General features: G+C 40.9%; 19 protein-coding genes, 1 pseudogene and 1 riboswitch. Of the genes and pseudogenes, 3 read left to right on the top strand and 17 right to left on the bottom strand.

Features of this window, described 5'->3' with window-relative positions; all coding sequences use genetic code 11:
- Positions 1 to 101: 101 nt before the first annotated feature.
- The 4 genes from CD001_RS09095 to CD001_RS09080 all read right to left on the bottom strand — a co-directional run bounded on the left by CD001_RS09095 (position 102) and on the right by CD001_RS09080 (position 4,319).
- Positions 102 to 731 (bottom strand): hypothetical protein, encoded by a 630-nt coding sequence (locus tag CD001_RS09095; RefSeq protein WP_096187196.1) that lies wholly within the window; start codon positions 729 to 731, stop codon positions 102 to 104.
- 76 nt (positions 732 to 807) lie between these two features.
- Positions 808 to 1,818 (bottom strand): DUF5050 domain-containing protein, encoded by a 1,011-nt coding sequence (locus CD001_RS09090; protein ID WP_096187195.1) that lies wholly within the window; start codon positions 1,816 to 1,818, stop codon positions 808 to 810.
- A gap of 114 nt (positions 1,819 to 1,932) precedes the next feature.
- Positions 1,933 to 2,178: a hypothetical protein gene (locus CD001_RS09085; protein WP_096187194.1), complete on the bottom strand. Its 246-nt coding sequence runs from the start codon at positions 2,176 to 2,178 to the stop codon at positions 1,933 to 1,935.
- A gap of 215 nt (positions 2,179 to 2,393) precedes the next feature.
- The gene (locus tag CD001_RS09080) at positions 2,394 to 4,319 is read right to left on the bottom strand and encodes a 5'-nucleotidase C-terminal domain-containing protein (RefSeq protein WP_179298676.1); all 1,926 of its coding nucleotides are present in this window, start codon (positions 4,317 to 4,319) and stop codon (positions 2,394 to 2,396) included.
- Positions 4,320 to 5,042: 723 nt separating this feature from the next.
- Here CD001_RS09080 and CD001_RS09075 point away from each other — a divergent pair.
- Positions 5,043 to 6,878 carry a M4 family metallopeptidase gene (locus CD001_RS09075; RefSeq protein ID WP_096187192.1) on the top strand — a complete coding sequence of 612 codons (1,836 nt, stop codon included), beginning with the start codon at positions 5,043 to 5,045 and terminating at the stop codon, positions 6,876 to 6,878.
- A 77-nt stretch (positions 6,879 to 6,955) separates the two neighbouring features.
- On the opposite strand, the gene CD001_RS09070 is transcribed toward CD001_RS09075, so the two are convergent.
- Positions 6,956 to 7,936 carry an alpha/beta fold hydrolase gene (locus CD001_RS09070; protein WP_179298675.1) on the bottom strand — a complete coding sequence of 327 codons (981 nt, stop codon included), beginning with the start codon at positions 7,934 to 7,936 and terminating at the stop codon, positions 6,956 to 6,958.
- A 20-nt stretch (positions 7,937 to 7,956) separates the two neighbouring features.
- Complete coding sequence (locus CD001_RS09065; RefSeq protein ID WP_096187190.1) at positions 7,957 to 8,832, bottom strand: LysR family transcriptional regulator; 876 nt, start codon at positions 8,830 to 8,832, stop codon at positions 7,957 to 7,959.
- A gap of 121 nt (positions 8,833 to 8,953) precedes the next feature.
- Between CD001_RS09065 and CD001_RS09060 the strand changes: the two genes are divergently transcribed.
- Positions 8,954 to 10,054 (top strand): citrate synthase/methylcitrate synthase, encoded by a 1,101-nt coding sequence (locus CD001_RS09060; protein ID WP_096187189.1) that lies wholly within the window; start codon positions 8,954 to 8,956, stop codon positions 10,052 to 10,054.
- On the opposite strand, the gene CD001_RS27435 is transcribed toward CD001_RS09060, so the two are convergent.
- From CD001_RS27435 to CD001_RS09045, 4 genes and pseudogenes are all read right to left on the bottom strand, one after another.
- Positions 9,995 to 10,543 carry a hypothetical protein gene (locus CD001_RS27435; RefSeq protein WP_218839246.1) on the bottom strand — a complete coding sequence of 183 codons (549 nt, stop codon included), beginning with the start codon at positions 10,541 to 10,543 and terminating at the stop codon, positions 9,995 to 9,997. The genes CD001_RS09060 and CD001_RS27435 overlap by 60 nt on opposite strands.
- A 23-nt stretch (positions 10,544 to 10,566) precedes the next feature.
- On the bottom strand, positions 10,567 to 11,013 hold the full coding sequence (locus CD001_RS09055; RefSeq protein WP_096187188.1) for a pyridoxamine 5'-phosphate oxidase family protein: 447 nt from the start codon (positions 11,011 to 11,013) through the stop codon (positions 10,567 to 10,569).
- 257 nt (positions 11,014 to 11,270) lie between these two features.
- Positions 11,271 to 11,615: an NADPH-dependent FMN reductase gene (locus CD001_RS26880; RefSeq protein WP_257009757.1), complete on the bottom strand. Its 345-nt coding sequence runs from the start codon at positions 11,613 to 11,615 to the stop codon at positions 11,271 to 11,273.
- Positions 11,616 to 11,671: 56 nt separating this feature from the next.
- A pseudogene (locus tag CD001_RS09045) lies at positions 11,672 to 11,832 on the bottom strand (dimethylsulfone monooxygenase SfnG); the annotation flags it as partial.
- A gap of 97 nt (positions 11,833 to 11,929) precedes the next feature.
- A riboswitch (SAM riboswitch) is annotated at positions 11,930 to 12,024 on the bottom strand.
- Between the two features lie 303 nt (positions 12,025 to 12,327).
- Here CD001_RS09045 and CD001_RS09040 point away from each other — a divergent pair.
- Complete coding sequence (locus CD001_RS09040; protein WP_096187187.1) at positions 12,328 to 12,540, top strand: hypothetical protein; 213 nt, start codon at positions 12,328 to 12,330, stop codon at positions 12,538 to 12,540.
- 703 nt (positions 12,541 to 13,243) lie between these two features.
- Here CD001_RS09040 and CD001_RS09035 read toward each other — a convergent pair.
- The 7 genes from CD001_RS09035 to CD001_RS09000 form a co-directional block, all read right to left on the bottom strand.
- Positions 13,244 to 13,594 carry a CHY zinc finger protein gene (locus CD001_RS09035; RefSeq protein ID WP_096187186.1) on the bottom strand — a complete coding sequence of 117 codons (351 nt, stop codon included), beginning with the start codon at positions 13,592 to 13,594 and terminating at the stop codon, positions 13,244 to 13,246.
- An 842-nt stretch (positions 13,595 to 14,436) separates the two neighbouring features.
- On the bottom strand, positions 14,437 to 15,363 hold the full coding sequence (gene rbsB, locus CD001_RS09025) for a ribose ABC transporter substrate-binding protein RbsB (protein ID WP_096187184.1): 927 nt from the start codon (positions 15,361 to 15,363) through the stop codon (positions 14,437 to 14,439).
- A gap of 16 nt (positions 15,364 to 15,379) precedes the next feature.
- Complete coding sequence (locus CD001_RS09020; RefSeq protein WP_096187183.1) at positions 15,380 to 16,324, bottom strand: ABC transporter permease subunit; 945 nt, start codon at positions 16,322 to 16,324, stop codon at positions 15,380 to 15,382.
- On the bottom strand, positions 16,311 to 17,810 hold the full coding sequence (locus tag CD001_RS09015; protein ID WP_096187182.1) for a sugar ABC transporter ATP-binding protein: 1,500 nt from the start codon (positions 17,808 to 17,810) through the stop codon (positions 16,311 to 16,313). Before CD001_RS09015 ends, CD001_RS09020 begins: the two co-directional genes overlap by 14 nt.
- A 16-nt stretch (positions 17,811 to 17,826) precedes the next feature.
- Positions 17,827 to 18,216, bottom strand: a complete 390-nt coding sequence (gene rbsD / locus CD001_RS09010; RefSeq protein WP_096187181.1) for a D-ribose pyranase — start codon at positions 18,214 to 18,216, stop codon at positions 17,827 to 17,829.
- Positions 18,213 to 19,106, bottom strand: a complete 894-nt coding sequence (rbsK, locus tag CD001_RS09005; protein ID WP_096187180.1) for a ribokinase — start codon at positions 19,104 to 19,106, stop codon at positions 18,213 to 18,215. The genes rbsD and rbsK overlap by 4 nt, the downstream gene beginning before the upstream one ends.
- Positions 19,107 to 19,112: 6 nt before the next feature.
- Entirely contained in the window at positions 19,113 to 20,093 is a 981-nt protein-coding gene (locus tag CD001_RS09000; protein ID WP_096187179.1) for a LacI family DNA-binding transcriptional regulator, read from the bottom strand.
- Between the last annotated feature and the right edge of the window lie 268 nt (positions 20,094 to 20,361).

Genomic DNA, 20,361 nt, shown 5'->3' with positions numbered 1-20,361 from the left:
ATCCGCGAAAATCAGCACTTTATCCGCTAACTAGAATGATTCTAATTTAGGATTTCGGATTCTTGCTTTCTGATTCCTGCTTTCGGCTTGCTAAAACATTTTTACTTCACTTCTCTTTGCACATCTATGTTCAGATTACCCATCAAGTTTTTCGTTGAAAAAAGGATTGCCAAGCTCGTTGCCCAAAGGATGAGTGCTGCACCAATACCTACAGCAGCCATCTGGACATTCATTGTATAATCTCCAACAATATATTGAACAGGCATCGTAAAGACTGCTACAACCGCCAGTAAACAGAACAATGATCCAGTCAAATGATAGACTCTAACTTTGAACAACACTGCTAATGGGAAAAAATGCAGGCCGACAATGACCGCAATGACTGGGGGTATCAAGTCTTGTCGGTTTGTTATGTTCAAAATGGCAATAGAGCCACCAATCGCCAACCCTTGAACGATAAAAACTCTATTAAAAGATCGCCCGAGTCGTTTCCCATGAAGCAAATTTTCTTCCGCGTTATGATTAGGTAATCCTTTAGATTTTATTAATAACAAAATACCTCCAACGAATACCATCAATCCGATGATCAGTCCGCAAATGAATACGAAGGGTGCTCCCCATCCAGCAAGCCCCATCGTACCAGTAAACGTCCATAACATACCAAATAAGGCCATAAATATGACACCAATTGCTCCACCAATTACCTCAGGCTTGATATTGTTTTGTTCCATATACGACTCCACCCTTACCCCTTTTTATCGGTAATCAAGCTCATTTTTCCACATATAAAACTATTGATGCCACTCGCTATTCCTCAAATTGCTTCATGTCGCCTTTTTCAGCGTCGAAATAATACAGTTCAGTCGGTTCAGGGGTACTCGTGCCCCAATTTACCATGATATAAGGGATATCATCGACGACATTGATCCAAGTCCATTTCAGTTCACCTTCATAGAGCATCGTTTGATTACTGCCGTCTAATTTCATTTGATAAAGACGTCTATGGTTCCTATCCTCAGTGTAGTAATAAATGACTTGTTCGCTTTCGTTAAAATTGCCCAGCCTTCCTTGAGCTATCGGTTCAATTTCAGATCCGTCCAATTTCATTCGATAAATATTGTCTGACCAGTTCTCACTTCGGTAATAGCTTGCAAATAGTCGATCGTCATTTTCAAAATATATCCAATCGTTGATGATCATATAACCCCTAGCGCTAACATTTAATCCGTCATTTGTTTTTAATTCCATCATTTCATCCCCTGATGGTAACATTCTCAACACTTTCCCTCCTGACGGAATCCCATAATAAATCCAACCGTCTGACCATTGTATCCCGTTTATCATGCCATCTACGAGCTTTTCTTGCGTATGATCGTCGAGATTTAATCGGTAAAGACCGTTCTTACTTTGATCACTGGACGAATATTGGTTAAAAAACAAATAGTCATTCACAATGACTGCATTGCTTGTATGGATATCGGTAAGCTGCTCAAGGTCAGATGGATCTTCTTTATTGACGCGAAAAATCCCGCTCTCATCTCCAAAATGGGAAAAGTAAATGTCATCCTCATAAAGGTTCATTCCACGTGCATACGTGCCTTCATACGTTTCGGTTACTTCACCATTCGTCCGTGTAATTTGATCATCTTTTTTTCCGTCTATGTAATATAGCCACTCTTCATCTTGAATCACAAAACTGAATTGCTGTGCATTAATCGGGTCATTCCCTAGATCATATGGAGGGGTCAATTCTATTTTCTCTTCGCATCCGGCTGTGAGCAGTACGGCTACTACGATAAAATATATGATTTTACTCACTTTATCTTCCTCCTGATTTCTGCATCCGACTACAGTTTAGCATATAATTCCAGAATTGAAGTCTTCTTTTTTGGATTAATTGTGGGAATTTTAGCGGCTCTATGTGGTTATACCTCACACCTCAATGGACGGTTTTCTAGCAAAAAATGCCTCTTCCGTAGGTGGAGAGTCATTTTTTGCTTTTCTTATATAAGGGTGAGAGGATTTGTCTTGTGGAAATTTTCGTTTATCCATGAAAATATTGATTTTATCCTGTAAAAAATTTGGTTTATCCATGAAAATATTGATTTTACCCTGCAAAAAATTTGGTTTATCCATGAAAATATTGATTTTATCCTGCAAAAAATTTGGTTTATCCATGAAAATATTGATTTATCCGTGAAAATATTGATTTTATCCTGTAAAAAATTCGATTTATCCGCGAAAATCAGCACTTTATCCGCTAACTAGAATGATTCTAATCTGAAGACTAGAAAAATCACCAGTTTCTCATTACGACAACATTGATCCAATTCCCAAAAAACCCCCAGGTGCCAGGCACCTGGGGGTTTTTGGGAATGTGAGAGATCTGCAAATTATTGTACGTTAATTCGTCCTTCGACTTCTGGAATTTGTTTATCTGCTTGCAGGTAATTGATGAGTACTTCACTTAATAGCTGCCCTGTGTCTGCGAGAAGTTCGCCATCAGCTAACCAGCTAAAGCCATCTCCGCCTGACGCCATGAAGTCATTCGTTGCTACGTGATATGTGGCATCTGGATCAACGGGCTCACCATCAATGAGTAGTTCGACAATACGCTCACCTTCAGGTTGTGAAGGGTCGAACGTATAACTCATGCCTGATACGTGTAAGAAGCCCCCGTTTTCATTCGGGTATAACCGTACACCGTGCTCAGCACTTTGTAAAATATCCTCGCCAGTCACTTCAATCATAATGACGTAGTTTGCAAATGGGAAAGCTTCAAAAACATCGCCAACCGTTACATCACCAGCTGCAATATTAGCTCGAATTCCGCCGCCATTCGTAAACGCAATGTCTGCATCTGTTAAATCCTTCATCGCATCAGTAATTAAGTTTCCGAGATTCGTCTCTTGAGTTCGAACGTTTTCACGTGATCCGTCTAGATCAACGTCAATATTTGCAACGACCTCACTCATCGCCTCGCCAACTTCTTCTTCAATATCATCAAGAATTGTTTTTATTGCTCGATCCTCTTCAAGGTTTTCATGATCACGTGCTAAATAACCGTTAATTCCAACGAATTCACCATCATGGAAGAGAACGTGATTCACACTTACTGCTTTTCCATGCTCCCATGCTTGCGTAATATATGTGTCTTCATATAGCTCTGGGTATTCAATCGTTGAATGTGAATGCCCGCCCATAATGAAGTCAATGCCATCGACTGCATCAACCATCTGTTTATCGACTGTGTATCCAGCGTGTGACAGGAGGAAAATATGATCGACATCATCTTTTACTTCATCAACTAACGTTTGAATCGCTTCTGTTTCATATTCGAAGTGAAGCCCTTCAATATTTGCTGGAGCTGTTTTGACCGTTGTATCTTCTGCTGTCATCGTTAATACGGCAATCTCTTTTCCATCCACTTCAAAAATCACGTATGGATCTGTTAAAAATTCGTCATTCTCCTCATAACGAACGTTCCCGCTCATCACTGGAAACTCAGCCATATCGAATAATTGTGTCAGACGTTCCTGTCCGAAGTTGAAATCATGGTTTCCGAGTACCATACCGTCATACTCCATCGCATTCATTACTTCTACAGCAGCAGCACCTTCACTAAAGTTTACATAGTTTGTCCCGTGGAACGTATCACCTGCATCAAAAAGAAATGTTTGTTCATTTTGATCACGGATCTCATTGACGATTGTAGAGATTTTTGCCATCCCCATTTCACCATTTTCATCTGAATGAAGGATTCGGCCGTGTAAGTCGTTCGTCGCTACAAATGAAAGCCGCTCAAAATTACCGTCATACCGATCAAACATCCCTTCCATATAATCTGATGTTAACGGAGCTTTCGGTCGTATTGTTTTATTATGAAATCCTTCTAATAAATCTAACGCTGCTGCGGCTGCTAAATCACTTTTCGCCCAGTCACTTACAGCACGAGCATCTCGAAATTGATCCAAATAATCTTCATCATAGTCATGAAGCAAGTTCAGTGAACGAACGAGCAGTACATACGCTTGCTCTCTCGTCATTTTTTCATTTGGTCCGAACATAGCGTCTTCACTATCATTAATTAAGTTAAGACGCGTTGCAGCCTCAATATAGGGTACTAGCTCTTCAGAAACGTCTGAGTAAGAGACTTCTGCATCTTCATACGGCGCAACATCAACACCGATCGTATCTAATAAAGCTACTAAAAATGCCCCTTTCGTAACATGATCTGATTTTGCAGCATCTGCTGGGTGTACACCGATAAGAGAAATGAAAAGAACTGCAGTTAGTAATGATAATAAACCTTTTTTCAACAGGATCAGCTCCTTTTTAACATAGTAGTTCAAGCGTCATCATTATAACGAACATTTCGCAATATTCACATAGTCTAATAGAGTGATTGTCCATATCGATTATTGATTTTTCATGTCAAAAAGGGCTTCTTTTCCCACATATATCCTCTTTAAGTCACAGAAATAGCAGCACATGTTTGTTTACTCTTTCTCTCCGTCCACCTATCCATGTCTAAAGTCTTAACCCGAATAGTATTCTATTCCATTCGACAGAACCACCCATGTTCCAGCAACCTTTTCATTTTCTCAAAAACCTATCAGATCACTGATAGGATACGAATTTGTTCATATAGTCTCACGATTCATTGAATATTGAACTATTTTTTAGACAATGTTTTTATTTCCGACAGCATTCCTAAGTATTTTTTGACAATTTCTCCTATTAATTCATGTATTGCCTTCAAATGCATCATTCCTTGTTTTTCCGCCTAATGACCGATATGACAAGCACGGATTTGAAGGTCATTCTTCCTAAAAAGAGGATATGCCACCTGAGACAGATGACACATCCTTTTCTGTCGTAAAAAGTCTTTACACTTATCGACTCTATATTCACAAACAAGAATTGACAGAATATTCTGTTGAATATCGTTGGATTATTTCTTACGCTTAAATTAGTTCGAGTATCGGAATTTTCAAGACCCGATATTTCGGACAAATAAACTTCAGAAAGGAAGGATAATCTTGAAGAGATTTGCCGCTGTCTTCTTATCTGGTCTGATTCTTAGTTCTGGTTTCGTAGGAGGTGGAGCCTCATTTGCAGAAGGCAATTCGTTAAAGGACAACGATAAAGTTCGAGTTCTCGATCAAAAAGGGAAGCAAGGACCACCATCATTTGTTTCAGGCAAACTGTCTGAACGCTTCGCAAATGCAGATGCCAAAAATGCCAAGAGCTTTATCGATCAAAATCATGACTTCTTTGAAATTGAAAACGCTGCAGACAATTTACAAGAAGTGAAAACGAAGCAAGATGATTTAGGCATGACACATGTTCGCCTCCAGCAAACAAAGAACGGAGTCCCAGTTGACCGTCACCAATTAACCGTCCATTTTGACGATGAAAATGTCGTAACAACAGTAAACGGTCATTTTGACAGCGAACTCGAAAAACTAGACTTAAATACAACACCAGCTGTAAATCAAAATGACGCAGTACAAGCTGCAAAAACTGAAGTTGAGGCTGCAGAAGAAGTTGCTTTTGAAGAGAGTGAATTAGTTGTTTATCCTTTCGAAGATGATTATTACCTTGCTTACCGAGTCAACTTAGAAATCCATACAGGTACTCCTGGAAACTGGTATGTTTACGTTGATGCACATACTGGTGAGATCATTGATCGGTACGATGCAATGACTGGTCTCAGCCATTTCAGTGAAATGATCGATACAGAAGTTGAGGCTGCTCCAGCAAGTGCTGAGACAGACCGTAATCCGATCGCTGTTGATAATACGGGAGAGTTCCGCCCTGCGAGAGGAAAAGGTTTAGGTACGATTGGTGTAGAAAAGCTTATGAATATCTCTCATTCAGGTGCTCCTGGAGAAGGGAGAACGTTTTACTTAGCAGATGAAAGGTCAAGTGAAATGGATGGCATTTATACTTACAACATGAAAAATACAGCAAACCAAATTTGGTTATATGAAAATGATAATGCATCGTGGAAAGATGTAGAGTATACAGGAGATAGCAGTTCTTGGGAAGTTGTTGGACAAGGTCCGGCTGTTGATGCTCATACAAATTCCCGAATTGTATACGACTATTTCCTGGAAAATCACGGTCGTAACTCAATCGATGATGAGGGTATGGCGATCGAGTCACGTGTTCATTATGGAACTGAGTATAACAACGCATTTTGGAGTAACGGAATTGCGATGATGACTTACGGAGATGGTGATGGCCAACAATTCATTCCGCTAGCTGCACTTGACGTTACGGCACACGAAATGGTTCACGGTGTCACTCACTACAATGGCGGTCTTCGCTATCGTCATGAAAGTGGTGCAATCAATGAAGCTTACTCCGATGTATTTGGCAGTATCGTTGACGATCGAAGCTGGGATATTGGAGAAGACATTATGGGGGAAGCGTGGCTTGAAGATGGTCGTACCGCGCTCCGCAGTGGTGAAGACCCTGGTCAATTCCCTGTAAATCAAAATTATTGGGCATACAGCATTGACGGTGAAGGTCGCTATCCGGCACATATGGATGAATATTACTACCTTCCTACTAACATAGACAACGGTGGTGTACACGTTAACTCATCAATCTTGTACCACCACGCATATCTCGTCTCTGAAGAATATGATATGGGTAGAGAAGTTGTTGCTGACACATGGTACAGAACTTACGACTACTTGCATTACGATGCAACGTTTGCTGAATTCCGTGAAGCATTGCTTCAATCAGCCATTGATTTATACGGAGAAGATAGTGATGAATACAATGCGACATTAGACGCTTTTGATGATATCGGTCTTTACGAAGGCTGGTCAATTGAAGATGACCCGCGACCACCTCTTTGGTAAAAGACAAGAATGGCAGGTGTTGGCACCTGCCATTTCCTTTTATACAGCAACCATTTCTTTCGACCATAGTCACTCTCCTAGCGACTCGTTTCTTTGAAAATGCTTTTTAATGTTTTTGCAAAAAGATCAGGTTTTTCAAACGGGAAGTTATGCGCGACATCATCAATGTAAAATTTCTGTTTAAATGGAGCTTTTATGACGTCATAGTATTCTTCAACTAGCGTTCGTGGTGTGTTGTAGTCATGTTCGCCTATAAGAAAGTTGACTGGGACATCAACTTCATTTACTTGTTCCAATAGATTGACGGTTAGCACTTCAGACCACATCGTCGTGAGCGAAAACGTATTTCCTATTTGCAATCGGTTTAAATCCTCTTCGTTATATTCCGGTCTTTCTCGTATCGTCTTCCCAAGCTTGCTGAAAAAATCAGGGTCTTTTGCGACAACTCCGCCAAATTTGTTCAGCCATTTCCGTTGTGTTGACAAACCTTCCATCATTTTTTTATAAGGGGGTACACCGATTTTCGTCAACTCTTCTATCGCTTCTACGACATTTTCTCTTTTCGCGTAATCCATTGTAAACTCATAGCTCAGCCGCTCTCCTCTTGGCAAATGAACACTTTGACCGACACCGATATAGCGATGAAACAGCTCTGGATATTGATGAACTAAATGCATGCCAATGATACATCCCCACGAATGCCCTACAACCGTTATTTTTTCTTGATTGAATCGGTCTAGTAAATAGGTTGTCAGTTTATAAGCATCATCAACGAAATTGGCTATTTTCATTGAATCTTCACTTATATTTTCGTCATACGAGAGACCTGCACCACGTTGATCCCAGTTTACGACGACAAAGTCCTTCTCTAAGGCCGCTTGATATTTTGGAGCCCAGCCGATTTGTGCATTCCCTGGTCCACCGTGCAGGCATAACAAAATTGGATTACTCGTATCCTCTCCGCGAATTAAAATCCATTGTTCCAAATCATTTAACGTGATTTTTTCTAAGCTGCTAACACTTGACTTCCCTTCAATAGCTGGTGTATATCGATTCATCGCCATTTCCTCCTCTGTGATCACAACAACTCTTTGACGTTGTTAATAAAATCGGACGTTTCTTCACTTTCGTGCTTACTCATTACATATGTAGCCGCTTTCGGCAAACTAAGATTCTTTTCCTCTACTTCGAGCAACCTACCTTCTGCTAATTCTCGTTTCACTGTTGAACGGGGCAAAATCGAAAAGCCGATTCCTTCTTCGATAAACCTTTTCGTAACGTGGACTTGCGACACTTTCATCGTTCGCATCGTTCGATAAAGACTTTTCAGCTCGATTAACAATGTGTCCCAATACTCAGGATGGTTATGTGTTAACAACACTTCACGATAAATCATATCGTCCAGTTCGATCGGCGGGCTGCTTTCGAGATCTCCTCCATCATGTGGAGCGACAATTTTAACCGGCTCTTCGTAGATTTTTTCACACGTTAACCCGAGTACTCTGCTTTCCATTCTTGATAACCCTAAATCAGCAAGACCTTGAGCAACTTCTTCAGAAATGAAAGTTGATTCCATGACACGAACGATTACTTCGACTTCACGGTGGAGTTTCATAAATTTTTTAATCCAATATGGCAAATAGGTCGATGCAATGAGTGGCGAGACTGCGATCGTTAACGTTTTGTTATACCCTTGTCTCATTCTTTCGATATGAGTAACACCGTCATCGAGCGTTTCCATCATTGCGTGTGCATGTTGAAGAAATTCGCGTCCATACGACGAGAGAGCAACATTTCTCCCTTTTCGAATAAACAACGGAACACCGAGCTCTTTTTCAAGTTGTTTTATATGAACGGTTACCGTTGGCTGTGATAAGTAGAGGGCTTCAGAAGTCTGATAAAAGTTCTCATACTTTGCCGCGGTGACAAATGTACGAATCCAATTGACGTTCAATTGACATGCCCCCGATCCATTAATTAATTTTCATAATCAATTATACTATAAATATTTAATTTTCTTAATTATCTTTCTGTTTTATCCTTAAACTTAACGAAACAGATAGGAGGAGTACAAAATGGAAGGAACGATAAATAAAGGGCTTGCAGGAGTTATCGCTTCAGAAACAAAAATAAGTTTTATCGACGGAAAAAAGGGATCGTTAATTTATCGAGGACATTGGGCAAAAAAATTGGCCGTAACGAAAGAATTCGAGGAGATCTGTTACTTATTATGGCATGGCAAACTTCCTAATGAGCTTGAGCTTGCAAACTTAAAACGGACGTTTCACCAATATCGAAAACTGCCTACTCATATTAAGGAAATGATTCATCTTTTACCAAAAAGCATGTCAATGATGAGCGTTCTTAGAACATGTATTTCTGCAATGGGGGACGACCAGTTTCAATGGCCGCCTACAGTTGATGAAGCGATGAAAGTAACTGCGGTTTTACCGACGATCATTACGTCTCGTCAACAAGTCGTAAGAGGAGAGGAAGTCATCAGTCCTCACGATTCCCTTGATCATGTTGCAAACTACCTTTACATGATGACAGGACAAGAGCCGGTAGAAGCGCATGTGAAAGCGTTGAATGCATATTTTATTCTCACGATGGAACATGGCATGAACGCATCGACTTTTGCTTCAAGAGTCGTCGCCTCAACCGAATCTGATCTATCCTCGGCGATAACCGGTGCGATCGGTGCCATGAAAGGCCCGCTGCACGGCGGTGCACCTAGTGAGGTCACGTCGATGCTTGAATCGATTGGCACGAAAGATCAAACAGAAGCTTGGCTGAGGAAAAAATTACGGTCGGGTGAGAAATTAATGGGGTTCGGTCACCGCATTTATAAAACGAGCGACCCGCGAGCTGAAGCATTGAAGCAAGTGACGAGCCAGTTAACGAATGAAGATCCATGGCTCGACCTTGCAAATCATGTGGAACGTACAGCGATCCGTTTACTCGAAGAATACAAACCTGGCCGAAAGCTATATACGAATGTTGAATTCTACGCAGCAGCTGTCCTCCGAGCTGTCAATATGCCTGAGGCGTTATTCACACCTACGTTCACTGCGAGCAGAATAGCTGGCTGGACAGCACATGTTCTCGAGCAAGCTTCAGACAATCGCATCTATCGTCCAGAATCTCTTTATAAAGGTGAAATACCGAAGCAGTAAAGAAGGTGTGGTGCCAGACACCGGAGTGTCTGGCACCGACGTGACTGTGTACTCGTACCTTCGTCGCAGTAGATCTGTGTTTGGACGCAACTTCTCTGAGTTTGCACGCAACTTCTCTAAGTTTGCACGCAACTTCTCTGAGTTTGCACGCAACTTCTCTGAGTTTAGACGCAACTTCTCCGGGTTCGAACGCAACTTCTCCGGGTTCGAACGCAACTTCTCTGAGCTTAGACGCAACTTCTCTGAGTTTGCACGCAACTTCTCTGAGTTTAGACGCAACTTCTCCGGGTTCGAACGCAACTTCTCCGGGTTCGAACGCAACTTCTCCGGGTTCGAACGCAACTTCTCCGGGTTCGAACGCAACTTCTCTGAGTTCGAACGCAACTTCTCTGAGTTCGAACGCAACTTCTCTGAGTTTGCACGCAACTTCTCTGAGTTTGCACGCAACTTCTCTGAGTTTGCACGCAACTTCTCACAGCTTAGACGCAACTCCTAGCGATGTCACCAAACTTTTATTCGTTTAATAAACCGTATACTTCTTCGTCAAGCTTTTTTGCAAGATCGGGGTCGTATGTTTTTTCGTATGCTGGTTCAACTGTAATTTTCCCTCCATAAAAGATGACATCTTCGACAGACTCTACTTCAACTGTCACGATACGGAGCTTCATTGTTTTTTCAATGACATCAGAGACAGTTGCTTTTCCTTTAATTGAATAGCAGCTGCCAGCTCCAGTTACGCCTAAGATGACTTGAGGGTTTGCTTGAATATTTTTTGCTGAATTTGCTTTATGTCCTACTGCAAATTTTACGGTTTTTCCGTCTTTGTGAGCGACTAACCACGATATCACGCTTAAATCTGGTTGATTCCTTTCTGCATCTGTCGTGACAAGTGAGACGATTTTTTCACCTTGTAATGAATCGACTAATTCAGGATGGAGTGTTTCTTTTACTTTTGCCATGACATTCTCCTTTACATTTGACTTAATGATTTTCTTGCGATGACCGGGCCACTAGCACCAACATTTTGATGAACATTTTTTTCATGAAATTGAACGATACTCTCACCTAAATCACACAGCCGGTTGATAATCTCTCTGTCTATTAGCTCGGAATCAGCGAAATGCTCATTATGGACATAGACAGAACCTGGTAGTGTATGAGCTTGGAAATAGCTGGCGATCGGCTTTAAGTGATGTTCAATTACAAGAAAATGATGTTATGAACCGCCAGATGCGATAAAACCGATTACTTTTCCGCGAAAACTGTCATTTGGAATAAGGTCAAAGACATTTTTTAAAGCACCGGTTAATGACTCGCGATAAACAGGCGTTCCAATAATATAAGCATCGGCCTCTACTATTTTTTCGATAACGGTATGCGTATCTCCTTCATAATCAGAAGGATCACGTCCATCGCAAAAATCTAATTTATAGTTATGCAAATGAATATTTTCTGATTCGATTGATGAATCAAATTGTTTAGCATCGTTCACTGCTTTTTTCACCGCTAAAAGTGTCTTCGAGTTTTTCGTTAAACTGCCACATAGCCCAACCAGTTTCATATCGTAATTGCACCTTTTTCTATTGTAAATTTTTTTCTTTGACGAGAGGGATGACCCTCGTAATGCAAGTGACCAGCCAAAACGAGGTCAGCACCATTTTTTTCAGCTCAATAATCCGGTCGGCCAATTGTTCTGCGGTACCTATTAGTCCGGTTTTAAAGCCGTCATTATAATGAACGAGATCTTTAAATGTTGAGTTTGCCCACATACCTGATTGACCTTTCGTTGATTCCATTAAGTAGTCATCTTTAGCAATCTTAAAAAACCCCATCTCTCATTAGATGAGAAAAGGGATTGATCACATAAAAAGCTGCTCTTTACCTTCGGAATCTAGTTAGACTCTTCTGAAATTGGCACCGTGGTTGCCGAGGCCTCATAGGGTCAGTCCCTCCACCTCTCTAGATAAGAATTCATTTATTTAATTTAAAACTTAGTCTAGCATATATTTTTCATCCGTCAAAAAATTCCAATAATACAGGTTGTAATTGGAGACAGATGGCTTCCTTCAACGTTTTATAACATCTTCACCTTCTTTTTTCGCTTCTTCGGATTCTCTGACTCTCAAGTATCATAGAAAATTTTTTTCAAATCTATCAATACAGATATATAAGAAAATGGCAAGCCTTTTTTGCTTGAAATGGAAACGGTTGTCCAAACACTTTATCACTTTCTCACATAAATTGTATTAACGCTACTAAAAGGAGGGATAAACATGTCAGAAGTTTATCGGGAAAAAGGCGGGATAGTGGAGATTTTGAATACCTTAGATCCTGGTACACCGATAGAGACTCTTATCTGTAATGGAAAAGAGTACAACGATATTTACTTCTCTAACTATAATAAAGAAAAAAATTTAGCTTATTTTTTCAATGATAATGTAGCGATTGTCGTCGAAGCTTCAGGCATCCAAAGCATCGTCTTATAACGATGCCCCGGATTAAACGTTTGGCTAAAAACGTTTGCACTATAGGGTATGCAACGTGTGCGGAAAGAGTGCTTCAAAAGACTCTTTATCGAGTATTTTCTAATGCATCTTTTGTATCGGGGGGTGGTACAATGCCTAAGTCAAAGACCTTGAAAAATGAAAATCGCATTGGAAATGGTCGCATGATGGTAACAAAGTCAAATAAAAAGAAAGTGAAGAAACAAGAAGAGAATCAGCCTTGAAAGACAAGTTATAAATCGAAGTCCAGAAAAAGTTCATTTGACCGTACCAAGCTATGTTTCGTCGTTTGGCACTATCTAAAGAGAATTTTGGATCCAATCATCTTTTGTCTATGGAGAAAAAATCCTTTTACAAGATCATGTATTGAAATAGATATAACGATAAGAACGATTTTTCGAAGGTCAAAATGAAAGGGGCACCATCTTTTCATTTACTTATGGTCTTCTGTATAAGTCGTTCTAAATAAAAATTTGACGACAGCACGTGTGCTGAACATTTTTATCACACTTGAGTTTAATTTACAGTCTTCCGTTGACCCATATCGTTTTTCCACATTCGCTTATCACAAATCCTTCCCTACTTTTGTCATTAGTATTTGAAAGAAATTTCAATCAATTTTTTATAAGCGGTGTTTAAGGCTACAGTTGCGATTTCATAAATTGTATGAAATCGACTCGTAGCCTTAATATTTATCACATGCCATATTAACGTCAAAATAGAGATGGAAATGAGATGCACACTTTGGATTAAACGCTGCTTGACAATGAGGACATACAGATTGTGCTTGCATGTACTCATTTATCGTTATCTCTGTTCCACATGCTCCGCACAGAATGGCTTTCTCATTAAACTCATCTTGCTTCCACCTCTCAGGCGGATGATCGGCTAATTCTTCATGACAGGTATAGCACGGATAATATGTATGACAGCATTTAAATTTTATCGCGATACGATCAATCTCACTTTTGTAATGTTCGCAGCGAGTTTCATTGTCGACCTTTTTACCAACTACATGCACTCCGTGAATGTTCAATGTTGTATGCCTCCTTTTTTCGTTTCGTCGTAGGTACTCTGAGTTTCGCCGCAACTTCTCCGCTCTTGGACGCAACTTCTACTTGCTATGGCGCAACAACTTTTCGTTTGGACGCAACTTCTACTTGCTTCGACGCAACAACTTTTCGTTTGGACGCAACTTCTACTTGCTTTGGCGCAACAACTTTTCGTTTGGACGCAACTTCTACTTGCTTTGGCGCAACAACTTTTCGTTTGGACGCAACTTCTCCGCTCTTCGACGCAACAACTCTTCGTTTGGACGCAACTTCTACTTGCTTTGGCGCAACAACTCCTCGTTTGGACGCACCTTCTACTTGCTTTGGCGCAACAACTTTTCGTTTGGACGCAACTTCTACTTGCTTTGGCGCAACAACTTTTCGTTTGGACGCAACTTCTCCGCTCTTCGACGCAACAACTCTTCGGTTGGACGCAACTTCTACTTGCTTTGACGCAACAACTTTTCGTTTGGACGCAACTTCTACTTGCTTTGGCGCAACAACTCTTCGTTTGGACGCAACTTCTACTTGCTTTGGCGCAACAACTTTTCGTTTGGACGCAACTTCTCCGCTCTTCGACGCAACAACTCTTCGTTTGGACGCAACTTCTACTTGCTTTGACGCAACAACTTTTCGTTTGGACGCAACTTCTACTTGCTTTGGCGCAACAACTTTTCGTTTGGACGCAACTTCTCCGCTCTTCGACGCAACAACTCTTCGTTTGGACGCAACTTCTACTTGCTTTGACGCAACTTCTCCGCATCGCTTTCGAGGTCGTCACTTTTAAATAAAAACGAGCCCGACAAATACCGGACTCGTTTTTATTTTAGTTTGTTATTAATTCTAATTCAACTGGGATGAAGTCTTCAATCGACTCGTCACTAAGCAACGCCACAGCGGCTTCAACTGATTCTTCACCAATTAGCGTTGGCTGCTGAGCAACTGTACCAGCTAGTCTTCCTGCTTCTACTGCTTCAACAGCGTCATCTGTCGCATCGAAACCGATAATGACGAGTTCATCGTTTCCTGAACCTTCAACAGCTTCTAATGCTCCAAGTGCCATCTCATCATTATGGGCAAATACACCTTTAATATCTGGATTACTTTGCAAAATGTTCTCCATTACGGTTAAGCCTTCTGCACGATTAAAGTTTGCCGTTTGAGAAGTGACGACGTCTAATGAATCTGCTGCAACGTTATGGAAGCCTTCTCCTCTTTCACGAGCTGCAGATGAACCTGGAATTCCTTCAAGTTCAGCCACTTCTTCACCTTCACCGACTAATTCTGCGAGTAATTCTCCTGCCATTTCTCCGCCTGCAACATTATCGGAAGCAATGTGTGAAACAACGTCCCCGCCATCTGCTCCGCGATCGACCGTAATGACTGGAATGTCAGCTGCATTTGCAGATTCAATTGCTGAAATAACAGATGAAGAGTCTGTTGGATTAATGAGAATTAAATCGACGCCACGTTGAATTAAATCTTCAACGTCATTAATTTGTTTCGCATCATCATCTTGAGCGTCTACCATGATTAAGTCAATGCCCAATTCTTCTGCTTTTTCCTCGGCTCCTTCTTGCAATGTTACGAAGAATGGATTGTTCAATGTAGAGATCGAGAAGCCGACTGTAAATTCACCGTCCACATCTCCATCACCATTATTTTCTCCGTCGCTTGTTGGCGGCTCTGTTGAGCATGCCATCATGACAAGTGCGAGTAAACCAACCATCATAAACCATAATCCTTTTTTCATTGTAATCTCCCCTTTGTTATGCATTTTTTTTGCGGTCCAATAGTACCGCTAACAAGATGACACTACCTTTAACTACTTGCTGGAAGAAAGAGCTCACTCCCAGTAAATTGAGGCCATTATTTAAGACCCCTATGATCAAGGCACCGATTAAGGTACCGACGATCCAACCACGTCCACCTGTTAAACTCGTTCCACCTAACACAACCGCAGCAATCGCATCGAGCTCATACATCGTACCAGCTGTCGGCTGTGCTGAATTAAGACGAGATGTTAAAATAATTCCCGCTAATGCCGATAAAAATCCGGTTAGGGAGTAGACATAAATTTTAATCCGGTCAACTTTAATTCCTGACAAAATCGATGCTTCTTCATTTCCACCAACCGCATAAACACGACGACCAAATGTCGTTTTCTTTAAGATTAAATACAATACGAGAAAGCTGATCATCATCGTCATTGCCGGAACAGGAACTCCGAAGAAATATCCCCGGCCGAGCATTTCGAAAATCGCTGACTCTCCTAATCCAGAAACAGGACGGCCGTCCGTAAACATTAACGTCAATCCTCGATAAATCGTCATTGTTGCAAGCGTCGCAATAAACGGAGCTACTTTTCCTTTCGCAATAATGAAACCGTTAATCGCACCTAAAATGGCTCCTACTAATAAACCAATAAGCATCGCTAGTATTGGATCGACTCCTGATGCCATTAACGTTGCGGTCACTGCACCGGAAAACGCAAGTATTGCACCAACTGATAAATCGATTCCACCGGTTAAAATAACGAAGGTCATTCCAAAGGCAATAAGTGCATTTATCGATACTTGTCTCAGTACGTTTAAAATGTTTGAAAAACTTAAAAAGCTTGGGTTTAATATCGTAATAATGATGATAATGAGCAACAGTCCGATAAAGGGACCAATCGTCGATAACAGTGAATTCAACCTTTTATTGTCGAACATGTTTATCCCCTCCTGTGGCATAGTGCATGATTTTTTCTTCTGATAAGTCGCTTCTGTCTAGAATTTTCATCAATTTTCCTTCAAACATGACTGCCACTCTTGTACTTAACCCGATCACTTCTGGCAGCTCTGAGGAAACCATGATGATTGCCACTCCTTCTTTCGCTAGCTCATTCATGATCGTATAAATTTCTTTTTTCGCTCCGACATCGACTCCACGGGTCGGCTCGTCCAAAATTAATACTTTCGGTCGGGTTCCGAGCCATTTGGCGATGACAACTTTTTGCTGGTTTCCGCCACTTAAAGACTTTGCCTGCTGTGCAGGTCCCGACGTTCTAATGCTAAGTTTTTCGACAAGCTTTTGGCATAACTCCAGCTCTCTCTGACTTGAAAGCCAACTAGAAGAGGAAATCTCAGATAAATTCGTTAAGCTAATATTGTCTCTCACCGAAAAATCGACGATTAACCCTTTAGACTTTCGATCTTCAGAGACAAAACCAATCCCTTTTTGGATCGCTTGATTTGGACTTTTGAAAACTTGTTTTTTCCCATTGATCAACAGTTCTCCGGCATCCGCTTTTCGATAACCAAAGATCGTTTCAACTAGCTCTGACCTTCCGGCTCCCATCAATCCTGAGATGCCCAAAATTTCTCCTTCGTGAACAGTGAGGGAAACGCTTTCAAACTCACCTTTTCTCGTCAAATTTTTCACTTCTAATTTTACGTCTCCAGGTGTTAAGTCATGATCTGGATAACGACCTCCTAATTCACGGCCGACCATCATTTTCACAATTTCATCAAAGTCCGTCTCTTTAATCACTTTCGTGCCGATATACGCTCCATCTCTCAGGACGGTAATTCGCTGACAAAGAGAAAAAATTTCTTCCATTCGATGGGAGATATAAATAAATGAGACCCCTTTGTTTTGCAGCTCACGAACCGTTTTGAACAATGTATCAATCTCTCTGTCTGTTAAGGCAGCAGTCGGCTCATCCATAATGATAATATCCGCATTTGTCATTAACGCTTTCGCAATTTCAATGATTTGCTGCTTCCCGACTGATAGATTTCCTGCTCGCTCGGTTGCTTTTAAGTTTAATCCGAGCTCAGCAATTTTTGCTTCAGCCAGCTCGTTCATTTCTTTCGTTTTCAGCCAACCTGTCTTTCCTACCGTCTGTTCGTTTCCTAAAAACAGATTTTCTGCTACTGTCAGTTCTGGAAGAATGTTCAATTCTTGGTGAATGACAGCGATCCCGTCTTTTTCAGCATCTTTCGGATGCTTGTAATCGGTGTTCTTTCCTTTTACTTCAACGGTGCCGTTGTCTTTTTCATAAATCCCCGTAAGAATTTTCATCAGCGTCGACTTGCCAGCCCCGTTTTCCCCCATAAGCGCATGTATTTCCCCTTTTTCTAACGAGAATTCCACGCCTTTTAACACTTGGTTTCCACTAAACGACTTATCGATTCCTTGCATTTGAATGATCATGTTTAACACCTCGTTTCTAGAAGATCACACCTGCTTGGAGAATGACGTTCGCGTAAGGAGTATTTTCTCCGGTACGAATGATCATCTTCGCATTTCTCGTTTCCTTTTTAAATTGCTCATGAGGAACATATGTCACAGGGATTGATGTTGCGAGCAGTTTTTCGTGAACTGGCTCATTTTTATCGACAACTTCCTCTGCTGCAATGCATGCTTCTACTTCCATGTCTTCGAGCAGTTCTTCTAATACGTCGATAAAACTCGGATACCCTTGCTTTAATGACAAATCAATACATTCGACATGATCGGGAATCGGCAAGCCACAGTCCGCGATAACGACTTGATCGGTATGGCCTAATGTTGCTAAAACTCTTGCAATGTCCCGATTCAACATCCCTTGTTTTTTCATTTGTCAGCACCTCGCTCTGTCATAAACGTTTCTACTTCTTTCAACGTTGGCATCCCACCTTGTGCCCCAAACTTTCCAACCGATAACGCGGCTGCTGCATTTGCAAACAATAACGCTTTTTGTTTCGGCATCGATTGGGCGATCGCGAATGCGAATGCACCATTAAACGTATCACCAGCTCCTGTTGTATCGACAGGGGATACGTCAAAACTCGAAACTTGTATTTCCTTATCACGTTCGTAATAAACAGCCCCTGCATTTCCTTTCGTCACAATTAACTTTTCTAACAATGGACTGTCAATCGAGTCGCTAAATAATTGACTTTTTTCCGATTCATTCGGAGTAATACATGTTGCCTTTAACCAGCTTTCTAGCTTCAGCTGTTGGGCTGGTGCTGGATTTACAATAACTGGTACTCCATGTTCCTCACACAATTGAAGGACGTATTCAACTGTTTTCAACGGAATTTCAAATTGGAGCAACACAACGTCACTGTTCGTGATCACGTCTAAAAATTGTTGAACGTATTCAGGTGTAACATCGTTATTTGCACCTGGCGTGACAATAATCCGATTGTCTTGGTTCGATAATATAATCGATGCGACTCCGGAACTTTTGTGTGTAACCGGTTCCACACAAGACGTAGAAACACCTTCGACTTCTAATCCATCCTTTAATACACTGCCGAAAGGGTCGTCTCCTACTCTGCCGATCATGTGAACGTCTGCACCAAGCCGTGCTGCTGCAACAGCTTGGTTCGCACCTTTCCCACCATGAACGGTTTGAAACGCTTTACCTAACACGGTCTCACCTTGATCTGGTACTTGATCGGTTGTCGTAACCATGTCCATATTAATACTGCCTATAACCGTAATTGTTGGTTTCTTCATCGTATATCAGTCCCTCCCTGTCGTCGTTTCTCGAACAATAAGCTTTGTCGGTACTTCATAGTGGAACGATTCTAATGGTTTTTTCTCAATTTGTTTGATTAGTAGTCTCGCAGATAAAGCACCCATTTCATAAATCGATTGTTCGACTGTCGTTAATGATGGGACGAGCATATTACCTAGTGGAATTCCGTCAAATCCGACTACCTGCAAATCATCTGGAATTCGCTTTCCGACTGTATGTGCCGCTTTCATTACACCTGCTGCTGTCACATCACTGCTAGCAAAGATCCCATCGATAGATGGATGTTTTTCTAATAGCTCTCTCGTTACTTTTTCAGAGCCGTCAATATGAAAGTCTGCTTCGATGACGATATTCGCTAAGCATCTTCTTTCAACAACTTCTTTAAATCCTAAGTATCGATCATCTGCAGGCCCTAATCCTTTCGGTCCGCGAATATGAGCGAGGAATTGGCATCCTTGTTTAACTAAATGTTCTGTCGCTTCAATAGCTCCATCTTTGTTTTTCGAAACTACGGTTGGAATTTGTTCACTCACGACTCTATCTAGTGCAACGATTGGGACATCTAATTGTTCATAATCGTTAAATGTGAGCTGATTAGTCGTTAAAATTACTCCATCAACATACTTTTGCTTTAACGCGTCTAAATATTTACGCTCTTTTTCGACTTCTTCATCTGTATTACATAAAACGACTGTGTAACCGTATGTCAGTGCCACATCTTCAATCGCACGAGCCAGCTCCGGAAAAAAAGGGTTTGTTATGTCTGGCAAAATTAATCCGATCATGCCTGACGTTTTATGATAAAGAGATCTCGCAACTGAATTTGGTTGATAATTTAGTTCTTTAATCGAGGCTAATACTGCTTTTTCAGCCTCTTTACTCACATATCCTTTTTTATTTATTACTCTTGAAACCGTTGCTACTGATACATTTGCATGTTTCGCAACATCTCTAATCGTCGTCATCAATATCCCGCCTCAAACTTTGTGTAACCGGTTACATAAAATGATAATATTGTCCTTCATAAATGTCAACTAATTTATTTTTTTACTCCTTGGTCATCATCGTAACTCTAGTTGACTCTACGAAACTTTAGTAAATAGTAGTTATGTACACTTTAAACTAGTTCCGGACCTTTCGTCTTAAATCTCTATCATAAATAATATTTATGGTCCTCATTAATTTTTGCTATTTGATTTATCATAGTCACTATAATAACATTTTATTAGTCTA

It is taken from the genome of Evansella halocellulosilytica (assembly GCF_002335745.1).
In the GTDB taxonomy this organism is placed as follows: domain Bacteria; phylum Bacillota; class Bacilli; order Bacillales; family Salisediminibacteriaceae; genus Bacillus_CA; species Bacillus_CA halocellulosilytica.
Note: the sequence above shows the minus strand (reverse complement) of the source record. Positions and strands in the feature narration are given on the sequence as shown.

Excerpts from the sequence above, each read along its gene's own strand:
- CD001_RS09095 (WP_096187196.1), bottom strand. The coding sequence starts at position 731 with ATGGAACAAAACAATATCAAGCCTGAGGTAATTGGTGGAGCAATTGGT.
- CD001_RS09085 (WP_096187194.1), bottom strand. The coding sequence starts at position 2,178 with ATGGATAAACCAAATTTTTTGCAGGATAAAATCAATATTTTCATGGAT.
- CD001_RS09070 (WP_179298675.1), bottom strand. The coding sequence starts at position 7,936 with ATGAATCGATATACACCAGCTATTGAAGGGAAGTCAAGTGTTAGCAGC.
- CD001_RS09060 (WP_096187189.1), top strand. The coding sequence starts at position 8,954 with ATGGAAGGAACGATAAATAAAGGGCTTGCAGGAGTTATCGCTTCAGAA.
- CD001_RS09055 (WP_096187188.1), bottom strand. The coding sequence starts at position 11,013 with ATGGCAAAAGTAAAAGAAACACTCCATCCTGAATTAGTCGATTCATTA.
- CD001_RS26880 (WP_257009757.1), bottom strand. The coding sequence starts at position 11,615 with ATGAAACTGGTTGGGCTATGTGGCAGTTTAACGAAAAACTCGAAGACA.
- CD001_RS09040 (WP_096187187.1), top strand. The coding sequence starts at position 12,328 with ATGTCAGAAGTTTATCGGGAAAAAGGCGGGATAGTGGAGATTTTGAAT.
- rbsB (WP_096187184.1), bottom strand. The coding sequence starts at position 15,363 with ATGAAAAAAGGATTATGGTTTATGATGGTTGGTTTACTCGCACTTGTC.
- CD001_RS09020 (WP_096187183.1), bottom strand. The coding sequence starts at position 16,324 with ATGTTCGACAATAAAAGGTTGAATTCACTGTTATCGACGATTGGTCCC.
- CD001_RS09015 (WP_096187182.1), bottom strand. The coding sequence starts at position 17,810 with ATGATCATTCAAATGCAAGGAATCGATAAGTCGTTTAGTGGAAACCAA.
- rbsD (WP_096187181.1), bottom strand. The coding sequence starts at position 18,216 with ATGAAAAAACAAGGGATGTTGAATCGGGACATTGCAAGAGTTTTAGCA.
- rbsK (WP_096187180.1), bottom strand. The coding sequence starts at position 19,106 with ATGAAGAAACCAACAATTACGGTTATAGGCAGTATTAATATGGACATG.
- CD001_RS09000 (WP_096187179.1), bottom strand. The coding sequence starts at position 20,093 with ATGACGACGATTAGAGATGTTGCGAAACATGCAAATGTATCAGTAGCA.